This is a genomic window from Ruficoccus amylovorans (assembly GCF_014230085.1).
GTDB classification, from domain to species: Bacteria; Verrucomicrobiota; Verrucomicrobiia; order Opitutales; family Cerasicoccaceae; genus Ruficoccus; species Ruficoccus amylovorans.
The window spans coordinates 62,265-76,489 of the sequence record NZ_JACHVB010000063.1; the positions used below are offsets into that span (position 1 = coordinate 62,265).

At 62.3% G+C, this 14,225-nt stretch carries 15 protein-coding genes; 3 read left to right on the forward strand and 12 right to left on the reverse strand.

Annotated elements, in window-relative coordinates:
• Window positions 1-315: 315 nt before the first annotated feature.
• The 5 genes from H5P28_RS18100 to H5P28_RS18120 form a co-directional block, all read right to left on the reverse strand.
• Window positions 316-945 (reverse strand): DJ-1/PfpI family protein, encoded by a 630-nt coding sequence (locus H5P28_RS18100; protein ID WP_185677102.1) that lies wholly within the window; start codon window positions 943-945, stop codon window positions 316-318.
• A 162-nt stretch (window positions 946-1,107) separates the two neighbouring features.
• Window positions 1,108-1,743: a histidine phosphatase family protein gene (locus H5P28_RS18105; protein WP_185677103.1), complete on the reverse strand. Its 636-nt coding sequence runs from the start codon at window positions 1,741-1,743 to the stop codon at window positions 1,108-1,110.
• Window positions 1,744-2,093: 350 nt separating this feature from the next.
• Window positions 2,094-4,586 (reverse strand): ATP-dependent Clp protease ATP-binding subunit, encoded by a 2,493-nt coding sequence (locus tag H5P28_RS18110; RefSeq protein WP_221773480.1) that lies wholly within the window; start codon window positions 4,584-4,586, stop codon window positions 2,094-2,096.
• A 96-nt stretch (window positions 4,587-4,682) separates the two neighbouring features.
• Window positions 4,683-5,759, reverse strand: a complete 1,077-nt coding sequence (locus H5P28_RS18115) for a protein arginine kinase (protein ID WP_185677104.1) — start codon at window positions 5,757-5,759, stop codon at window positions 4,683-4,685.
• Between the two features lie 12 nt (window positions 5,760-5,771).
• On the reverse strand, window positions 5,772-6,293 hold the full coding sequence (locus H5P28_RS18120) for a UvrB/UvrC motif-containing protein (protein ID WP_185677105.1): 522 nt from the start codon (window positions 6,291-6,293) through the stop codon (window positions 5,772-5,774).
• A 194-nt stretch (window positions 6,294-6,487) separates the two neighbouring features.
• Between H5P28_RS18120 and H5P28_RS18125 the strand changes: the two genes are divergently transcribed.
• The gene (locus tag H5P28_RS18125; protein ID WP_185677106.1) at window positions 6,488-7,825 is read left to right on the forward strand and encodes an alkaline phosphatase D family protein; all 1,338 of its coding nucleotides are present in this window, start codon (window positions 6,488-6,490) and stop codon (window positions 7,823-7,825) included.
• A 240-nt stretch (window positions 7,826-8,065) separates the two neighbouring features.
• On the opposite strand, the gene H5P28_RS18130 is transcribed toward H5P28_RS18125, so the two are convergent.
• The 3 genes from H5P28_RS18130 to H5P28_RS18140 all read right to left on the reverse strand — a co-directional run bounded on the left by H5P28_RS18130 (window position 8,066) and on the right by H5P28_RS18140 (window position 9,997).
• Window positions 8,066-8,221 (reverse strand): hypothetical protein, encoded by a 156-nt coding sequence (locus H5P28_RS18130; protein WP_185677107.1) that lies wholly within the window; start codon window positions 8,219-8,221, stop codon window positions 8,066-8,068.
• Between the two features lie 82 nt (window positions 8,222-8,303).
• A complete protein-coding gene (locus H5P28_RS18135; RefSeq protein ID WP_185677108.1) occupies window positions 8,304-8,681 on the reverse strand; it encodes a hypothetical protein in 378 nt (125 codons plus the stop codon).
• 86 nt (window positions 8,682-8,767) lie between these two features.
• Window positions 8,768-9,997: a PD40 domain-containing protein gene (locus tag H5P28_RS18140; protein ID WP_185677109.1), complete on the reverse strand. Its 1,230-nt coding sequence runs from the start codon at window positions 9,995-9,997 to the stop codon at window positions 8,768-8,770.
• A 166-nt stretch (window positions 9,998-10,163) separates the two neighbouring features.
• Here H5P28_RS18140 and H5P28_RS18145 point away from each other — a divergent pair, with 166 nt between their 5' ends.
• The gene (locus H5P28_RS18145) at window positions 10,164-11,240 is read left to right on the forward strand and encodes an Mrp/NBP35 family ATP-binding protein (protein ID WP_185677110.1); all 1,077 of its coding nucleotides are present in this window, start codon (window positions 10,164-10,166) and stop codon (window positions 11,238-11,240) included.
• 152 nt (window positions 11,241-11,392) lie between these two features.
• Window positions 11,393-11,617 (forward strand): DUF4032 domain-containing protein, encoded by a 225-nt coding sequence (locus tag H5P28_RS18150; protein WP_185677111.1) that lies wholly within the window; start codon window positions 11,393-11,395, stop codon window positions 11,615-11,617.
• 415 nt (window positions 11,618-12,032) lie between these two features.
• Here H5P28_RS18150 and rpmG read toward each other — a convergent pair whose 3' ends face one another.
• The 4 genes from rpmG to leuD form a co-directional block, all read right to left on the reverse strand.
• The gene (gene rpmG / locus H5P28_RS18155) at window positions 12,033-12,212 is read right to left on the reverse strand and encodes a 50S ribosomal protein L33 (RefSeq protein WP_185677112.1); all 180 of its coding nucleotides are present in this window, start codon (window positions 12,210-12,212) and stop codon (window positions 12,033-12,035) included.
• Window positions 12,213-12,362: 150 nt separating this feature from the next.
• The gene (locus H5P28_RS18160) at window positions 12,363-12,755 is read right to left on the reverse strand and encodes an ExbD/TolR family protein (RefSeq protein ID WP_185677113.1); all 393 of its coding nucleotides are present in this window, start codon (window positions 12,753-12,755) and stop codon (window positions 12,363-12,365) included.
• Window positions 12,756-12,764: 9 nt separating this feature from the next.
• A complete protein-coding gene (locus tag H5P28_RS18165) occupies window positions 12,765-13,349 on the reverse strand; it encodes a MotA/TolQ/ExbB proton channel family protein (protein ID WP_185677114.1) in 585 nt (194 codons plus the stop codon).
• A 259-nt stretch (window positions 13,350-13,608) separates the two neighbouring features.
• Window positions 13,609-14,208, reverse strand: a complete 600-nt coding sequence (gene leuD / locus H5P28_RS18170) for a 3-isopropylmalate dehydratase small subunit (RefSeq protein WP_185677115.1) — start codon at window positions 14,206-14,208, stop codon at window positions 13,609-13,611.
• Window positions 14,209-14,225 lie beyond the last annotated feature (17 nt).

Here is a 14,225-nt window from a genome sequence, read left to right on the forward strand (position 1 = left end):
CCAGACGGACGGCCTCAGTTCCGGCGGACGGTCCGTTGTCGCGTTGAGTAAGCGAAGAGACAAACCCAATGCGGCCTCACAGGCAATGCTCTCTTCGAGAAAAAGATTCGCAAGTTATTCACAGCGTTTTGTGAAGAACGGGAATAAGTCCCTTACGCAGACCGGGTTGACCAGCATTTCCCCTACATTACCGTGCCGAAACCCTGAGCCCATCCAGTATTTATCCTGATAACAGAGTCCGCAAAAGTTAATGGCCCAGGCATCGGGGCCTGATAGCCGATTTTTTTTAATAAAATCCGAGAAAACCGCCCTCCCCTATTCCAGCTCGATCCGGCGGGCGTCGCTCTCCGGGTAGGCGTACTCCATGTGCCGTGCGGTGGCGCGGGCCAGCGGCTCCCCGAGCAGGTCGGCTACGATGGCCAGCGACATGTCGATCCCGGCGGAAATCCCCGCCGACGTCCAGAGGCTGCCGTCGCGGACAAAATGCCGGTCACGCACGACTTCGGTTTCGGGGAAAAGTCCGGCCATCCAGGCCAGCAACTTCCAGTGCGTGGTGGCGCGCTTACCGGCCAGCAGCCCGGCCTTCCCCAACAAGAGAGAGCCCGTGCAGACCGAGGCCAGCAGGCGAACTTCCGCCGCCCGCTCGCGTATCCACGCCAGCAGGACGGGGTTCTCAAGCTCGCGCCGCGTCCCCCACCCGCCCGGCACCAGCACGATGTCCAGCCGTGGGCAATCCGCCAGCGCATGGTCCGGCCAGACCCGCATACCGCCTGATGTCGTGACGGGACCGGGCTTTTCCGCGATCAGGCGCACATCGAAGGGCGAGAGCGAGTCGCGACGGGTCGCCTCGTCAAGCCGGACGGTCGAGAACACCTCGAACGGCCCGCAATAATCGAGCACCTCCACCTCGTCAAAAATAACGATCCCCAGCGTCAGCCTGTCCATGCGCTTACTTTTGCCCGACGCGGGTGAGTTGTCAAAGCCCGCCTGCGGTTGGATTTGACAGACGGATCGGCACCTTGCCCCAAAACGCAGGCTAAGCCTCTCCAGAGACCGTTCGCAGCCCTGCCCGGTACAAGGAATTCCCCGGTCCCGCCACTCCCCGACTTACTCCGGCGCTTGCATGAACGACAAGTCGCTCATGCAGCGGATGACGCGGCGGCCCTCGACCGTCTGGTGCAGGAACGTGACCCCGCCGCTGAGCCCGAAGAGGTCGCAGCCGTTGAGAAACTCCGGGTCCTGCCGCAGCCACATGGCATTGAAAAGCGCCAGCGTGTCGCCGTGCGAAACGATGACCGCCGTTTCCACGTCGCTTGAGAGCAGTTCATCGAAAAAGGGGTAAAGCCGGTCCCAGACATCCCGGCGCGACTCGGCGTCGGAGAAACAGCGGTCCTCAACCGTGCGCTCGGGCTGCTCGATGTTTTCCCGCAGCCAGGCCACCGACTGGCCAACCGCCGCCCCGAGGTTGCGCTCGCGCAGGCGGTCCATCGCCACCGGCATCACGTCGAGATGGCCGCTGATGATTTCCGCCGTCTGCCGCGCCCGCCGCAGGGTGGAGACGTAGAGTGCGCAACGTCGCCCCTTCAACTCGCGGGCGAGGTTGAGCCCGATATTTTCGGCCTGCTCGCGGCCCCGCTCGGTCAAGGCCCAGTCGCCCCACGAGCCCACCATGCCGTTGAGGTGGTGCTCGGACTCGGGGTGCTGGACGGTGATAATCGTCTTGGGCGTTGCGGGCGTATCCATAAGCGGCAAGGTTTGCCAGCCCAAGCCCCCCGGCGTCAATGCCGATTGCGCAGGCAACGCGCCATCCATGAAATACGGTCACAAAGGACACGAAGAGCACGAAGGGTTTCGGGGTTCCGCTGGGTAAAGGCCTTTGGGGCGACTTGCGATCTCCTGCTCTCTGGAAATGTGCACTTTCGCACGACTTCGCAGGCAAAATGCGTCTCCTCGCGATAAAAAAAGCCCCCGGCGATAAGCCGGAGGCTTTGGAAGATTTTTCAGGACTGTTTGCCAGCCCTCGCCGTTGCCCGGGGTAGCCGCCTTTCTGGCGGCGATGGGGCAGAGCCCCATCATTGCTGCTCCAGCCGGAGCTAGCCGACGGCGGTGGTCTGGGTGAAGACGAGCTTGTCGCCGTCGAGCGTGACCTGGATCGGGTCGCCAGACTTGACCTCTCCGCGCAGGATGGCCTCGGCCAGCGGGTCTTCGAGGTGGCGTTCGACCGCACGGCGCAGCGGACGCGCACCGTACTTTTCGTCGTAGCCGTTCTCGATGAGAAACTCCTTGGCCGGAGCATCCACATGGATGTGGATGTCCTGGTTCTTGAGGCGCTTCTGTACCTTGGCCAGTTCGAGGTCCACGATCTTGATCATGTGCTCCTTGGAGAGCGGGCGGAAGATCACGATCTCGGTCAGGCGGTTGAGGAACTCGGGCTTGAAGACGCGTTTGGTCTCGTCGAGGATCCGGTCCTTGGCCTTGTCGAAATCGCGCATCGTGTCGATGCCCATGTCGAAGCCCATGGCGCTGTTCTTCTGGAGAATATCGGCGCCGACGTTCGAAGTCATGATGAGGATCGTGTTGCGGAAGTCCACCGTGCGGCCGAGGCTGTCGGTCAGGCGACCGTCTTCGAGCACCTGCAGGAGGAGCTGGATAACGTCCGGGTGGGCCTTTTCGATCTCGTCAAAGAGGACACAGGAGTACGGCTTGCGGCGGACGGCCTCGGTGAGCTGGCCCCCTTCCTCGTACCCGACGTAGCCCGGAGGTGAGCCGATCAGGCGGCTGACCGCGAACTTCTCCATGTACTCGGACATGTCGATCTGGATAAGCGAATCCATGTCGCCGAACATCTGCTCGGCCAGGATCTTGGCCAGGTGAGTCTTACCCACTCCGGTCGGCCCCATGAACATGAACGAGCCAATCGGGCGGCGCGGGTCCTTGAGGTCCGCCCGTGAGCGGCGCAGGGCCTTGGCAATGACCTCGGTGGCCGGGTCCTGCCCGATGATGACCTTCTGAAGTTCACTTTCGAGGGCGAGGAGCTTCTTGCTCTCGGCCTGCTCCATGCGGGTGAGCGGGATGCCCGTCCAGTCGGAAACAACGCGGTGCAGGTCGTCGATATCGACGGTGATCTGCTTCTCCTCGCGGTTCTGTTTCCACTCTTCGATCATCTCCTCACGCTTGGCGCGAAGCTGCTTCTCGCGGTCGCGGTACTTGGCCGCTTCCTCGAAATGCTGCTTGCTGATGGCCTCTTCCTTGAGCGAGCACACGTCCTCGATTTCCTTGGCCATGTCCTCGATCTCGGGCGGGCGGTTGAGCGACTCGATGCGGGCGCGTGAACCGGCCTCGTCGAGCACGTCAATCGCCTTGTCCGGCAGGTACCGGGCGGTGATGTAGCGGTCGGAAAGCTTGGCCGCGGCTTCGAGGGCCTCGTCGGTGTAGATAACCTTGTGGTGATCCTCGTACTTGCTGCGGATGCCCTTCAGTATCTTGACCGTGTCCTCGATGTTCGGGGCCTCGACCTTGACGGACTGGAAGCGGCGGTCCAGGGCGCTGTCCTTTTCGATGTACTTGCGGTACTCGGCCAGCGTAGTCGCGCCGATGCACTGGAGTTCGCCCCGGCTAAGGGAGGGCTTGAAGATGTTCGAGGCGTCCATGGCACCTTCGGCAGCCCCGGCCCCGACGATCGTGTGAAGCTCGTCGATGAAGATGATGATGTTCTTGGCCCGGCGGATTTCGTCCATCACAGCCTTGATCCGCTCCTCAAACTGGCCGCGGTACTTGGTGCCGGCGACCATGAGGGCGAGGTCGAGCGTGATAACACGCTTGTCCGCGAGGAGTTCAGGCACGATACCGGAAGAAATTTCCTGCGCCAGCCCTTCGACGATGGCGGTCTTGCCGACCCCGGCTTCCCCGATGAGGACAGGGTTGTTCTTGGTGCGGCGGCAGAGGATCTGGATGACCCGGCGGATCTCCTGCTTGCGGCCAATGACCGGGTCCAGCTCGCCGTTGCGGGCCAGCTCGGTCAGGTCGCGGCCAAATGCCTTCAGCGCGGGGGTCTTGACCTCCTTCTTTTCCTCGGCGGCACTGGCCTGGGTCGGGCCGGAGCCCGCGCCGGTCGGCTCCTCGCCGGGCTCACCGGCGAAGTTCGGGTCGAGTTCGGCCAAAATGGCGTTGCGGCACTGTTCGATGTCCACGTCCAGGCTCTTGAGGACGCGGGCAGCCACGCCCTCACCCTCGCGCAAGAGGCCGAGCAGGATGTGTTCGGTGCCGATGTAGGAATGGTTGAGCGCCTTGGCTTCCTTGCCCGCGAGGGCGAGGACCTTTTTGACGCGCGGGGTATAGGGGATGTTACCGCTGGGCTTGGTTTCAGGCCCGGTACCGACCTGCTTTTCGACGGCTGAGCGGACGGTTTCAAGGTCCAGCCCCATCTTCTGCAGGACGTTCACGGCCACCCCCTGGCCGAGATTGATCAGGCCGAGCAGCAGGTGCTCGGTTCCGACGTAGTTGTGGTGAAAACGGTCAGCCTCCTTGCGCGCGAGCGCCAGGACCTGCTGGGCACGGGGGGTGAAGTTGTTCATTGGCTCCGGCATGTCTTATTTTGGTGTCGTAAGGGGATCGTTTATCAATTCGCGTTATTTGTCAAAAGCATGGGACTGATACTGGGTGGGAAAGTGCCATGCTTGCTGTCACGTTTCAAAGTCAAGAGGCGGGATGCGGCGGGTTTCTTCCCGCAAAAGGCGGGCGCGGGCCGTGTCGCGCATGTCGCTCTCGATGGATTCGTGGGCGGCCAACTGGATGTGGCCGGGTTGCATTTCAATCAACAGGCGGTCAATCGGGCCCCGCCAGCTCTCGGCGATAAACCCGCAGTCGATGCCCAATCTCAGGAGCGACAAGTGGCTCATGGCTTCAGCAGAGCTTAAAAGATGCCCGTTTTGCAAAATTCCGTAGGCACGCCCGATCTTGTCCCGGATTTTTTCCGGTTTACTCTCCAGCAGAAGGGCGCGGGCGTTCTTTTCCTGCTCGATGATCGAGCCGATGGCCTCGTGCTCAAGCCGGGCGATAATTTCCTGCTCGCTCTCGCCGAGGGTCTGCTGGTTGGAAATCTGGAAAATACTTCCGGTGGCGTCCGAGCCTTCGCCGAAAAGCCCGCGCACGACCATGCCCATCTGGTTGACGGCCCGGATGACTTTTTCCATGTGGTTGGCCATGACGAGGCCGGGCAGGTGCAGCATGACGGAGGCCCGCATGCCCGTGCCCAGGTTGGTCGGGCAGGCCGTGAGGTAGCCCAGTTGCGCGGTAAAGGCAAAGTCGAGCAGGGTTTCGAGCCGGTTGTCGATGGCCTCGATCACCTTCCAGATATCGTCAAAGCCGTGACCGGTCCGCAGCACCTGGATGCGCAGATGGTCCTCCTCGTTAATCATGATCGAGCAGGCCTGGTCGCGGCTGATGATGACCCCGGCGGAAGGTTCTCCCTGGGAAAGCTCGCGGCTGATGAGGTGACGCTCGACGAGCACCTGCCGCTCCAGCTCGGAAAGATCGTCCAGGCGCAGGACGGTGCCGTTCTGCATCTGGGGGAGCTGTGCCACGGCCTTCTCGCAGGCGGACAGAATTTCCCGCCGTTGCGCCTTTTTGGCCCAGCCGGGAAAGGCGCGTCCGTCGAGGTTGCGCGCGAGCCGGATGCGGGAACTCATCACGATGGGTTCCCCCGGTGCCCCGCCGCTGGTAAGCTCGGCGTTGGCGTCAAGAAGGGGTTTTATCGTCATGGGAATCAAAGATCATCGAGCCGGAGGCTCGGGCTGGGATTGGGATTTTAACTGGTCAAGCTCGTCGCGGTAACGCGCGGCGTCCTCGTATTTTTCCTGCTCGACGGCATGGGCGAGCTGGTCCTGCAGGCGGTTAATGGCCTTGCGCAGGCCGACGCGGTGCAGCAGTTCATGGGGGACTTTACCGGTGTGGTGGTCGCCCCGGTGCATGTTCTTGAGCATCGGCTTGATCAGGGAATCAAAGGCTTCGTAGCACTCCGGGCAGCCCAGGCGGCCCGTGCGCTTGAAGTCGCGCGGCGTGCACCCGCACGAAGGGCAGACCAGGGACGAACCCGCGACCGCGTCGGGGCCGGCGGTGGCCTCGATGTTTTTCGCCATAAAGTCAGCCAGGGAAAAGCCTTCCGGGTCGGTGACGCCCTTTTGCTGGGCACACTCCTCGCACAGGTCCACTTTCTGGATCTGATTATTGATAATCTGCGTCAGGTGCACCGTGGCAAGCTTGCCGCAGATGTCACATACTAGCGATTCACCCATATCTAATACCTATCACAAGTTCGCCTATAAGGAAAGGCTGATTGATTAATCGGCATTTTTCATGCCGGTTTGATTTCTTTTTACCGGAAAGCCGGAAGTGATAGCTCAATAGTGGCCGGGCTGGGAAGTTAAAATCACCATTTACCTTGACCCACCGCCCTGCCGGACAATCTTTTCAGGACACACCCAGCCCCATGTCTCACCGCCCGATACCCGTCTTTCTCGCCCTTTTGCTCCCCCTCCTGCTGCTCGGCACACACGCGCAGGCCCAACTCCAGTCCGGACCGCTCGTCGGCTACGTGGACATGCGCGAGGCCGCCCTGTGGGCGCAGACCGACAGCGCCACGCTGGTGCAGTTCGCCTACTGGCCCGAGGGCCAGCCCGACCAGCGCGCCACCACCCCCTCCGCCCTCACCCGGCAGGAGGACGACTACGCCGTCACCCTCATCGCCGGAGGGCTCCAGCCCGGCACGAAATATCTTTACGAGCTTCTGCTCGACGGCAAAAAAGCCGCCCTCGACTACGACACGAGCTTCAGCACCCCGCCGGACTACCGGGACCGCACCCCGCCGCCGGACTTCACCGTGGCCCTCGGCGGCGGCAACTACGTCAACGACAAGCCCTTCGACCCGCCCAACCGCATCCCCGGCGACAGCTACCACATCATGCTCGCCATCATGGCCAAGAACCCGGCCTTCATGCTCTGGCTGGGCAACAACATCACCCTGCGCGAGGCCGACTGGGGCTCGAAGTCCGGCATGCTCGCCCGCTACCACCACAACCGCGCCCTGCCCGAGCTTCAGCCGCTGGTCGCCTCCGTGCCCAGCGTCGCCACCTGGAGCACCCACGATTTCGGCCCCGAGGGGGCGGACCGCTATTTCCTCGGGCGCAACCACGCCCGCGAAGCCTTCCGCACCTACTGGCCCAACCCGCAGTACGGGCTCGACGAAGACCTCGGCCTGGCCTGTTCGGTCCGTTGGGGCGACGCGGAATTCTTCGTTCTGGACGACCGGAGCTTCCGCGACCTGACCCCGCTCACCGCCGAGCGCCGCCAGATCCTCGGCGAAGCCCAGGCCCGCTGGCTGCTGCAATCCCTGCGCAAGAGCACCGCAACCTTCAAGGTCATCGTCATGGGCTCGCCCTTTCTCAACCCCGCCGAGCACCCCGACCACTACACCGCCGCCACCCAGGAGCGCGACAAGCTGCTCCAGCAGATCACCTGGGCCGAAATCAGCGGCCTGTTCTTTGTCAGCGGCGGCAAGGACTTCGGCGAGCTGACCAAGGTCGTCCGCGCCAGCGCCCCCGACGTTTACGAGGTCACGGTCGGCCCCATGACTGGCCGCCCCTCCGAAGACACCGGCGAGCTGAACTACTTCCGCGTCCCCAACACCACGGTCTTCGAGCGGCAGTTCGCCACCCTGCGCTTCCACGGCCCCGAGGACGCCCGCCAACTCACCACCACCCTCTACAACGCCGACGGCATCGAGCAGTGGTCCCGCACCTTCAACCGCTCCGACATGGGAGCGCAGTAGGGTGGCGAGTGAATAAGTTCCGGCATGATGATTGCGGGCTTACGCAGCCCGCACCCGCGGTGCGTGTCCGCACTCGACATTTTTGATGCTGCCTATCGCAGAATCCAAGCATCAAAAGCTGGAGACCGATTATGCTAGAAATTTAACACTCACGCTACGCCCGGCACAATCGGTATAAACAAAAAAGGCGGGCCGCAATCACGGCCCGCCCAGGAAACAACGGTCAAGCGACCGGCAGCGTTACTTGCAGTCGCAGCAGCAGGATTTTTCGCTGGTGCACTTGCAGGCGTCCTTGCAGCAGCAGCTTGCCGCCGAGACGGTTGAACCGGCCGCGAAGGCCGTGGCGCTACCGATGAGAACCAGCGCGGTAACCGCGCTCAGAAGAGTCTTTTTCATAATAATCCAATGTGTTTTTTTGTGTCTGTTGAGTTGTTCATTGCGTGCGTGGCGGGACGGATGAGTCGCCCCATCGTCACGCTCAGAGCAACAGACGTACACAGCGGATTTGGTCGATCATGGACGGCCCAACCGGGGCCTCCGGCCTCCGTCCCGTGAAAAATACTTCCCCCGAACAGACTACCGCCGGTACACGCCCGGAAACACCCGGCACGCTCCCCAGCAGGGGCAGCGGGGCCGTGGCCGCATACAGCTCCAGCGGCTCGGCGTTGAGCTTGTCGCAGGCGCTGATGACGCACGCGCAGTGTTCGGCGTCCGACGCGCCGGAATCCGGCGCAGGCTCGCTACCGCAACAGCCGCAGGACTCCGCCTCGTGCGCCACGGCATGGGCCGTGCAGGTCAACGGCAGGAAGCCGAAAACCAGGGTCAGCGCGACCACTAAACTGCACAAGCCTTTCATCTGTTTAAACCGGGAATCTCACCTGCCAACAAGGCAGGCTGGTGGGAAAATAGAACGGTTTTGCCCCCGCGTCAAGCGGGGCGGGCTCACTGCGGGTAAACAAAATCCGGCTGGGAAATCTTGTTCAGGCGACCGGAGGGCAGCTTGGTCTTTTTGCCCGTCTCGGAGTCGATCAGCCAGAGGGTTTCCTCGCCCCGGTTGGCGTTCATCGCGATCAGGTGGCGGCCGTCGTTGAGCCAGCGCGGCTGGCTGAAACTGCCCGCCCCGCTCGTCAGGAACTGGCTCTTGCGTGTGGCCAGGTCGTAGATAGCGACCTGGTAGCCGCCCCGCGTGGAGGCGGTGAAGGCGATGTTATTCGCGCCAGAGGAGGGGTTCCAGGCCGGTTCGGTGCAGTAGCCGCTGATGTTGGTCGGCAGGCGTGAGGGACGCCCCCCGCGCGAGGAGACGACAAAGAGCTGCGGCCCGCCGAGCTGGTCACTGGTCAGCACGAGGCGTCCGCCGTCGGGCGACCAGTCCGGGTCGCTCTCGACGCTGCGCGAGGTGCCCTGCGTCACCAGTTGCGGACGCTGCCCGTCGGCCCCGGCCACGTACACTTCGGGTGAGCCGGTCGAAGAGAGCACCATGGCGATGTTTTGCCCGGAGGGGCTGAAAACCGCCCCGGTGTTCGTCCCCTTGTAACCGGCCACGGTCGTGCGGCGGCCCGTGTCGAGGTCGATCATGAAAATATCCGGGAAACCTGTGCGGTAGTAGCCGGTGTACAGAAGCTTGCGGCCATCGGGGGACCAGCGCGGGTGCTGCGAGTAGGAATTATCCTGGGTCAGGCGGCGCACGTTACGGAAAAACAGGTCGCTGGTGTAAACCTCCTGCTTCTTGCCCTCGGAGCCGACGAAGGCCAGCTTGCCCGCGAAAAAGCCGGGCTTGCCCGTGGTGCGCAGGACAGCGAGGTCGCCCGCGCGCAGGGCGGCGTCACGCAGGCTGTTGCCGCGGACGGTTTCCTCCAACTGGGTGACCAGAGGGCGGCCCGACTGGATCTTCAGGCGGACGGCGTTCGAGCCCGCCGGTTCGACGGTAAAGGTAAAGACGCCCTCGCCGGGCTTGACCACGCGGAAACCGCCGTGCGCCGAAAAGGCGACTTCCAGCAGGCCCGCGATGTCGGCGTTGGAGCTGACGATGGAGACGGCCTTCTCGCCGGTGTTGGCAACGGTCGTCGTGATCACGCCCCCGTCGTAAGCCTGCTGGGCATGAACAGCGGGACGGGCGGCGAAAATGAGCGCGGACAGGGAGAGGAACCAGAAAATACGGGTGGCGACTGTCATAACTCCTAAAGACAAACAACTTCCCCCGCCCGTTGAAACGAAAATCGGGCAGAAAAAACTTTTTCTACTTCCGATGCGGCCCACAGGCCGACGACTTTTTTCGCCGGACGCTCACTGGCCCTTGCCAAGCGGGATTTTTTGCGCATGCATAGAAGTCTTTACGCCCATGATCGACGACAAGCTCCTCCCAGCCCTCAAGCAGGTCAAATACCCCGGATTCAGCCGGGACATCGTTTCCTTCGGACTCGTCTCCGGCGCGACCGTCGAAGGCAACCGCGCCGTCGTCGGCCTGGCCATCACCACCGCCGACGAGAGCATCCCGCTCAAGGTCAAGCAGGGCGTGGAGCAGGCGCTGGCGCAGCTCCCCGGCATCGAGGCCGCCGAGGTCACCGTCTCCGTGACCAAGCCGAAGACCCCTCCCCCGCCCGCCCCCGGCCAGAAGCGCGAAGTGAGCGGCCCGGCCCAGCAGCAGCTCCCAGGTGTGAAAAAGATCATCGCCGTGGCCAGTGGCAAGGGTGGCGTGGGTAAAAGCACCTTCGCCGTCAACCTCGCCTGCGCCATCGACAAGCTCCTCTCCGAGCAGGGCCGCCCACGCCAGGTCGGCCTGATGGACTGCGACATTTACGGCCCCTCCGTGCCCCTCATGATGGGCATCAGCGCCCGCCCCGAAGTCCGCGACAACATGCTCACGCCGCTGGAAAACTTCGGCATCCGGGTCATGTCGATGGGCTTTTTGCTCGACGAGACGACCCCGGTGGTCTGGCGCGGACCGATGATTATGAAGACGATCCAGCAGTTCGCCGCCAACGTGGACTGGGGCGAGCTGGACGTGCTCGTGGTGGACCTCCCCCCCGGCACCGGCGACGCGCAGCTCTCGCTCGTGCAGACGCTCCCGCTGGACGGGGCCGTCATCGTGACCACGCCGCAGAGCGTGGCCGTCAGCGTCACCCGGCGCGGCGCCATGATGTTCGGTAAGGTCAACGTGCCCCTGCTCGGCGTGGCCGAGAACATGAGCTACCTGCAAAACCCGGACGGCTCGAAGAACTTCATTTTCGGACAGGGCGGCGGCGAAATCGCGGCCCGCGACCTGGAGACCGAACTGCTCGGCCAGGTGCCGCTCGACCCGGCCATCGGCCAGGGCAGCGACCGGGGCATCCCCATCGTGATCGGCCACCCCGACAGCGCTGCCGGGGAAAGCTTCACTGCAATGGCGAAAAATCTCCTTCACAAGCTCAAGCTATAGGAAAAACCCGCCGCCGGGTGATAAATACCTGTTCCCGCGCAAGTCGCCTGCTACCGAAGCGGCTTTACAAATGCGCAACTTTGCCTAATACTTTACCTACCTAAATGCTGATTACGCGATATTCCATCGCCCCCAGGTCAATACGGCCAGACATGAAACGCCCCATTCGCAGATCAACCACCAGCGGAAAGGATTTCGTCCAACGCTCCAGCCTCTATCAAGAATTCCTGGCTGAGCGGGAGGAGATTCTCAAGCACAAGTGGCTGGAATCCGAAAAGGCCGGACATGACATTGGGTTCGAACGAGCGCTTCTGGACTGGATCCGCAATCATCGGGACAACTGGCGCGCAGGTCGCCAGACCCAATCCAGCAATTAGTCCAAAGGACGCCGACCGACCACACCGCGGGAAATGCCATCGGCCCCGCGGCGGATGGTCTTGGGTTAAGCCCCAAAAGCAGAACAAACGGGCGCAAGATTGGGACGCGCCGCTGGACGGGCGAAGAGGTTGCCCGCGAAGGTACGCGAAGAGCCGCGAAGGGAAATTTGGAGCTCAAGGTCACCGGCAACGTGATTAAGAGAAGGCTACGGGTACCGATTTGCTTCAGGCTCAGTCCAAGCGAGAGGCGGCCTATGATGCTCCCCGGACCTGTTCAGGTAAAAGTCGTGAAAGCTTCGCGTACCTTCGCGGGCAATCCCCTGCCCATCCCGCAGTATCGCTCTGTTCCGGACACAAAAAAACCGGCGCCATAGCGGCACCGGTTTGTACACAAAAGGATAAAAGCCCGGCGTGATTAGTGAGCCGCGCTACGGATTTCCTTATGCACCGTGTGGCGGCGCAGGTGCGGATTAAACTTCTTCAGTTCAACCTTTTCCTGGGAAAGCTTCTTGTTGCGCGTGGTCATGTAGCGGGAGGCTTGCTTGCCTTCCTTGCGGGCTTCAGTGCATTCGATGATTACTACGTCTCTGGGCATGGCTACTGGGTGTTGAAAAGCGTGCCAACTTACCCGCTCTGGCCACCGATGCAAGCAGAAAAATTACCGGCTGACCAAACCTTTGTCTCCGGGGCTCCGCGGATCGGTTTCCGCCCGTTGACTGATACCAAAGCCGCCAGCCCCCGTACGCTAGCGGGTCTGCATGCGGACCTTGGTCAGCTTGGCCTTGCGCGACTGGTCCATGACGAAGGTCACGAAATGGAAGGGCACGTTTTCGTCCGCCATGAGCAGGACGGACGGTGGCTGCTGCTGCCCGGCAGCCTCGTCGAAGGCGGCAATCAACTCCTCGGCAGTCACAGGCTGGTTGTCGATGAAGTACTTGCCCTCGGTGTCGATCCCGACCATGAGCTGGATGACCTCGTCGTCCTTGCCTGCGGTTTCCATCTTGGGCGGGGTGATGTTCAAGACATCCATGTTCTTGAACTGCATCGTCATCAAAAAGAAGAAGATGAGCACAATCAGCACGTCGATCAACGGGACGATGTTGATCTCGGCCTTTTTCCTGCGCTTCTGGATATTCATCCGGTGACCTCAGGCTTTGGCGAGCTTGGACTTGGCGATGTCGATCATGCGCTCGACCCCGACGTTGATCTGGGCGCTGAGCATGTCCACCCGGCGCGTCAGGTAGCTGTTGCCGACCAGCGCGGGAATGGCGATGGACAGGCCGAGCATGGTCGTCCCCAGCGCCAGCGCGATCCCCTGCACAAACTGCGAGGGGTCCGGCAGCCCGCTGTTGGGGTCGATCCCCTGGAAGACGTTGATCAGGCCGGCCACGGTGCCGAGCAGGCCAAGTAGCGGCGCAGCCCCGACCACGATGTCGAGGATGAACATCCCCCGCTCCAGCCGGGCGATTTCCAGCGCGGCAAAGGCCTTGAGCGCCTCCGGGTCCGGAGCGTTGAGCTTATAGAAGAAAAGGATGCGTCCCCCGACCGAATGCGGGTCGCCTTCCAATTCCAGCACATCACCGGTCACAAAGCTGTCCACCAGGTCTTTCGGCAAAATGCGAGAACTGCGCAGCGCGATCAGGCGCTCGACAATGATGAATACCGCCAACACCGAGCACAGGCCCAGCGGGATAAGAAAGGTCAGACCAATATCGGTGAGAAAGCTCAGCATAGCACGAAAGAATATCTCACTCAAGACGGGCTAAAACCCCTCCCCGCGCAAGGCTTTTCTGCACGCAAGCCACACCGAAATCGCCTGCTTCCCCCGCGCAAAGGTAAGGCTACGGCAAAATCCCGCACAACGCAGGGCTGCCCTGCCTCTGAAACCCCATCCATACGGAGTCCGGTCCCACCGTGTCGCCCCGCGATTACCAGTTTCAGCAATCGCAGGCGCAACCGGCGAAAAACACTGGAAGGCTCAAGCCCCCGCACTAAACATAGTGCAGGCGGTCGGCCACGGACTCGATCTCCTCGGGCTTGTTGAGCAGGAGGGCAAGCGGGTCCCACTCGCCGGCCAGCAGGCCTTCGCGGGCGCTTTCGGCCAGCTTGATCGGGTACTCATTGCCACCGGCCGCGACGACCATCTTTTCCAGGTCGATGGTGAGCGGCTTTTCCGGGTGTGACTCGACGATCTGGGTCAGGGTGTGGAGCGTTTCGACATCGACGCTGACGCACGGCATCCCGAGCGTGGTGGAGTTGCCAAAAAAGATTTCTGCGTAGCTGAGCCCGATCAGGGCGCGCACGCCGAACTTGTGCAGGCTCTGCGGGGCGTGCTCGCGTGAGCTGCCGCAGCCGAAGTTCGAGCCCACCAGCATGATGGTGGCACCCTTGAAACGGTCCTCGTTGAGCGGGTGCTTCTTCTTTTTCCCCTCGGCGTCATAGCGCACGTCGTAGAAAGCGAACTCGCCCAGGCCGTCAAAGGTGACGCACTTCATGAAGCGGGCCGGGATGATCCGGTCGGTGTCCACATCGTCGCCCGGCACGGGAACGGCCCGACCGGTGACCTTGGTGATCTTTTCCAAAGCTGACATAATCTTGATCCCTTAAG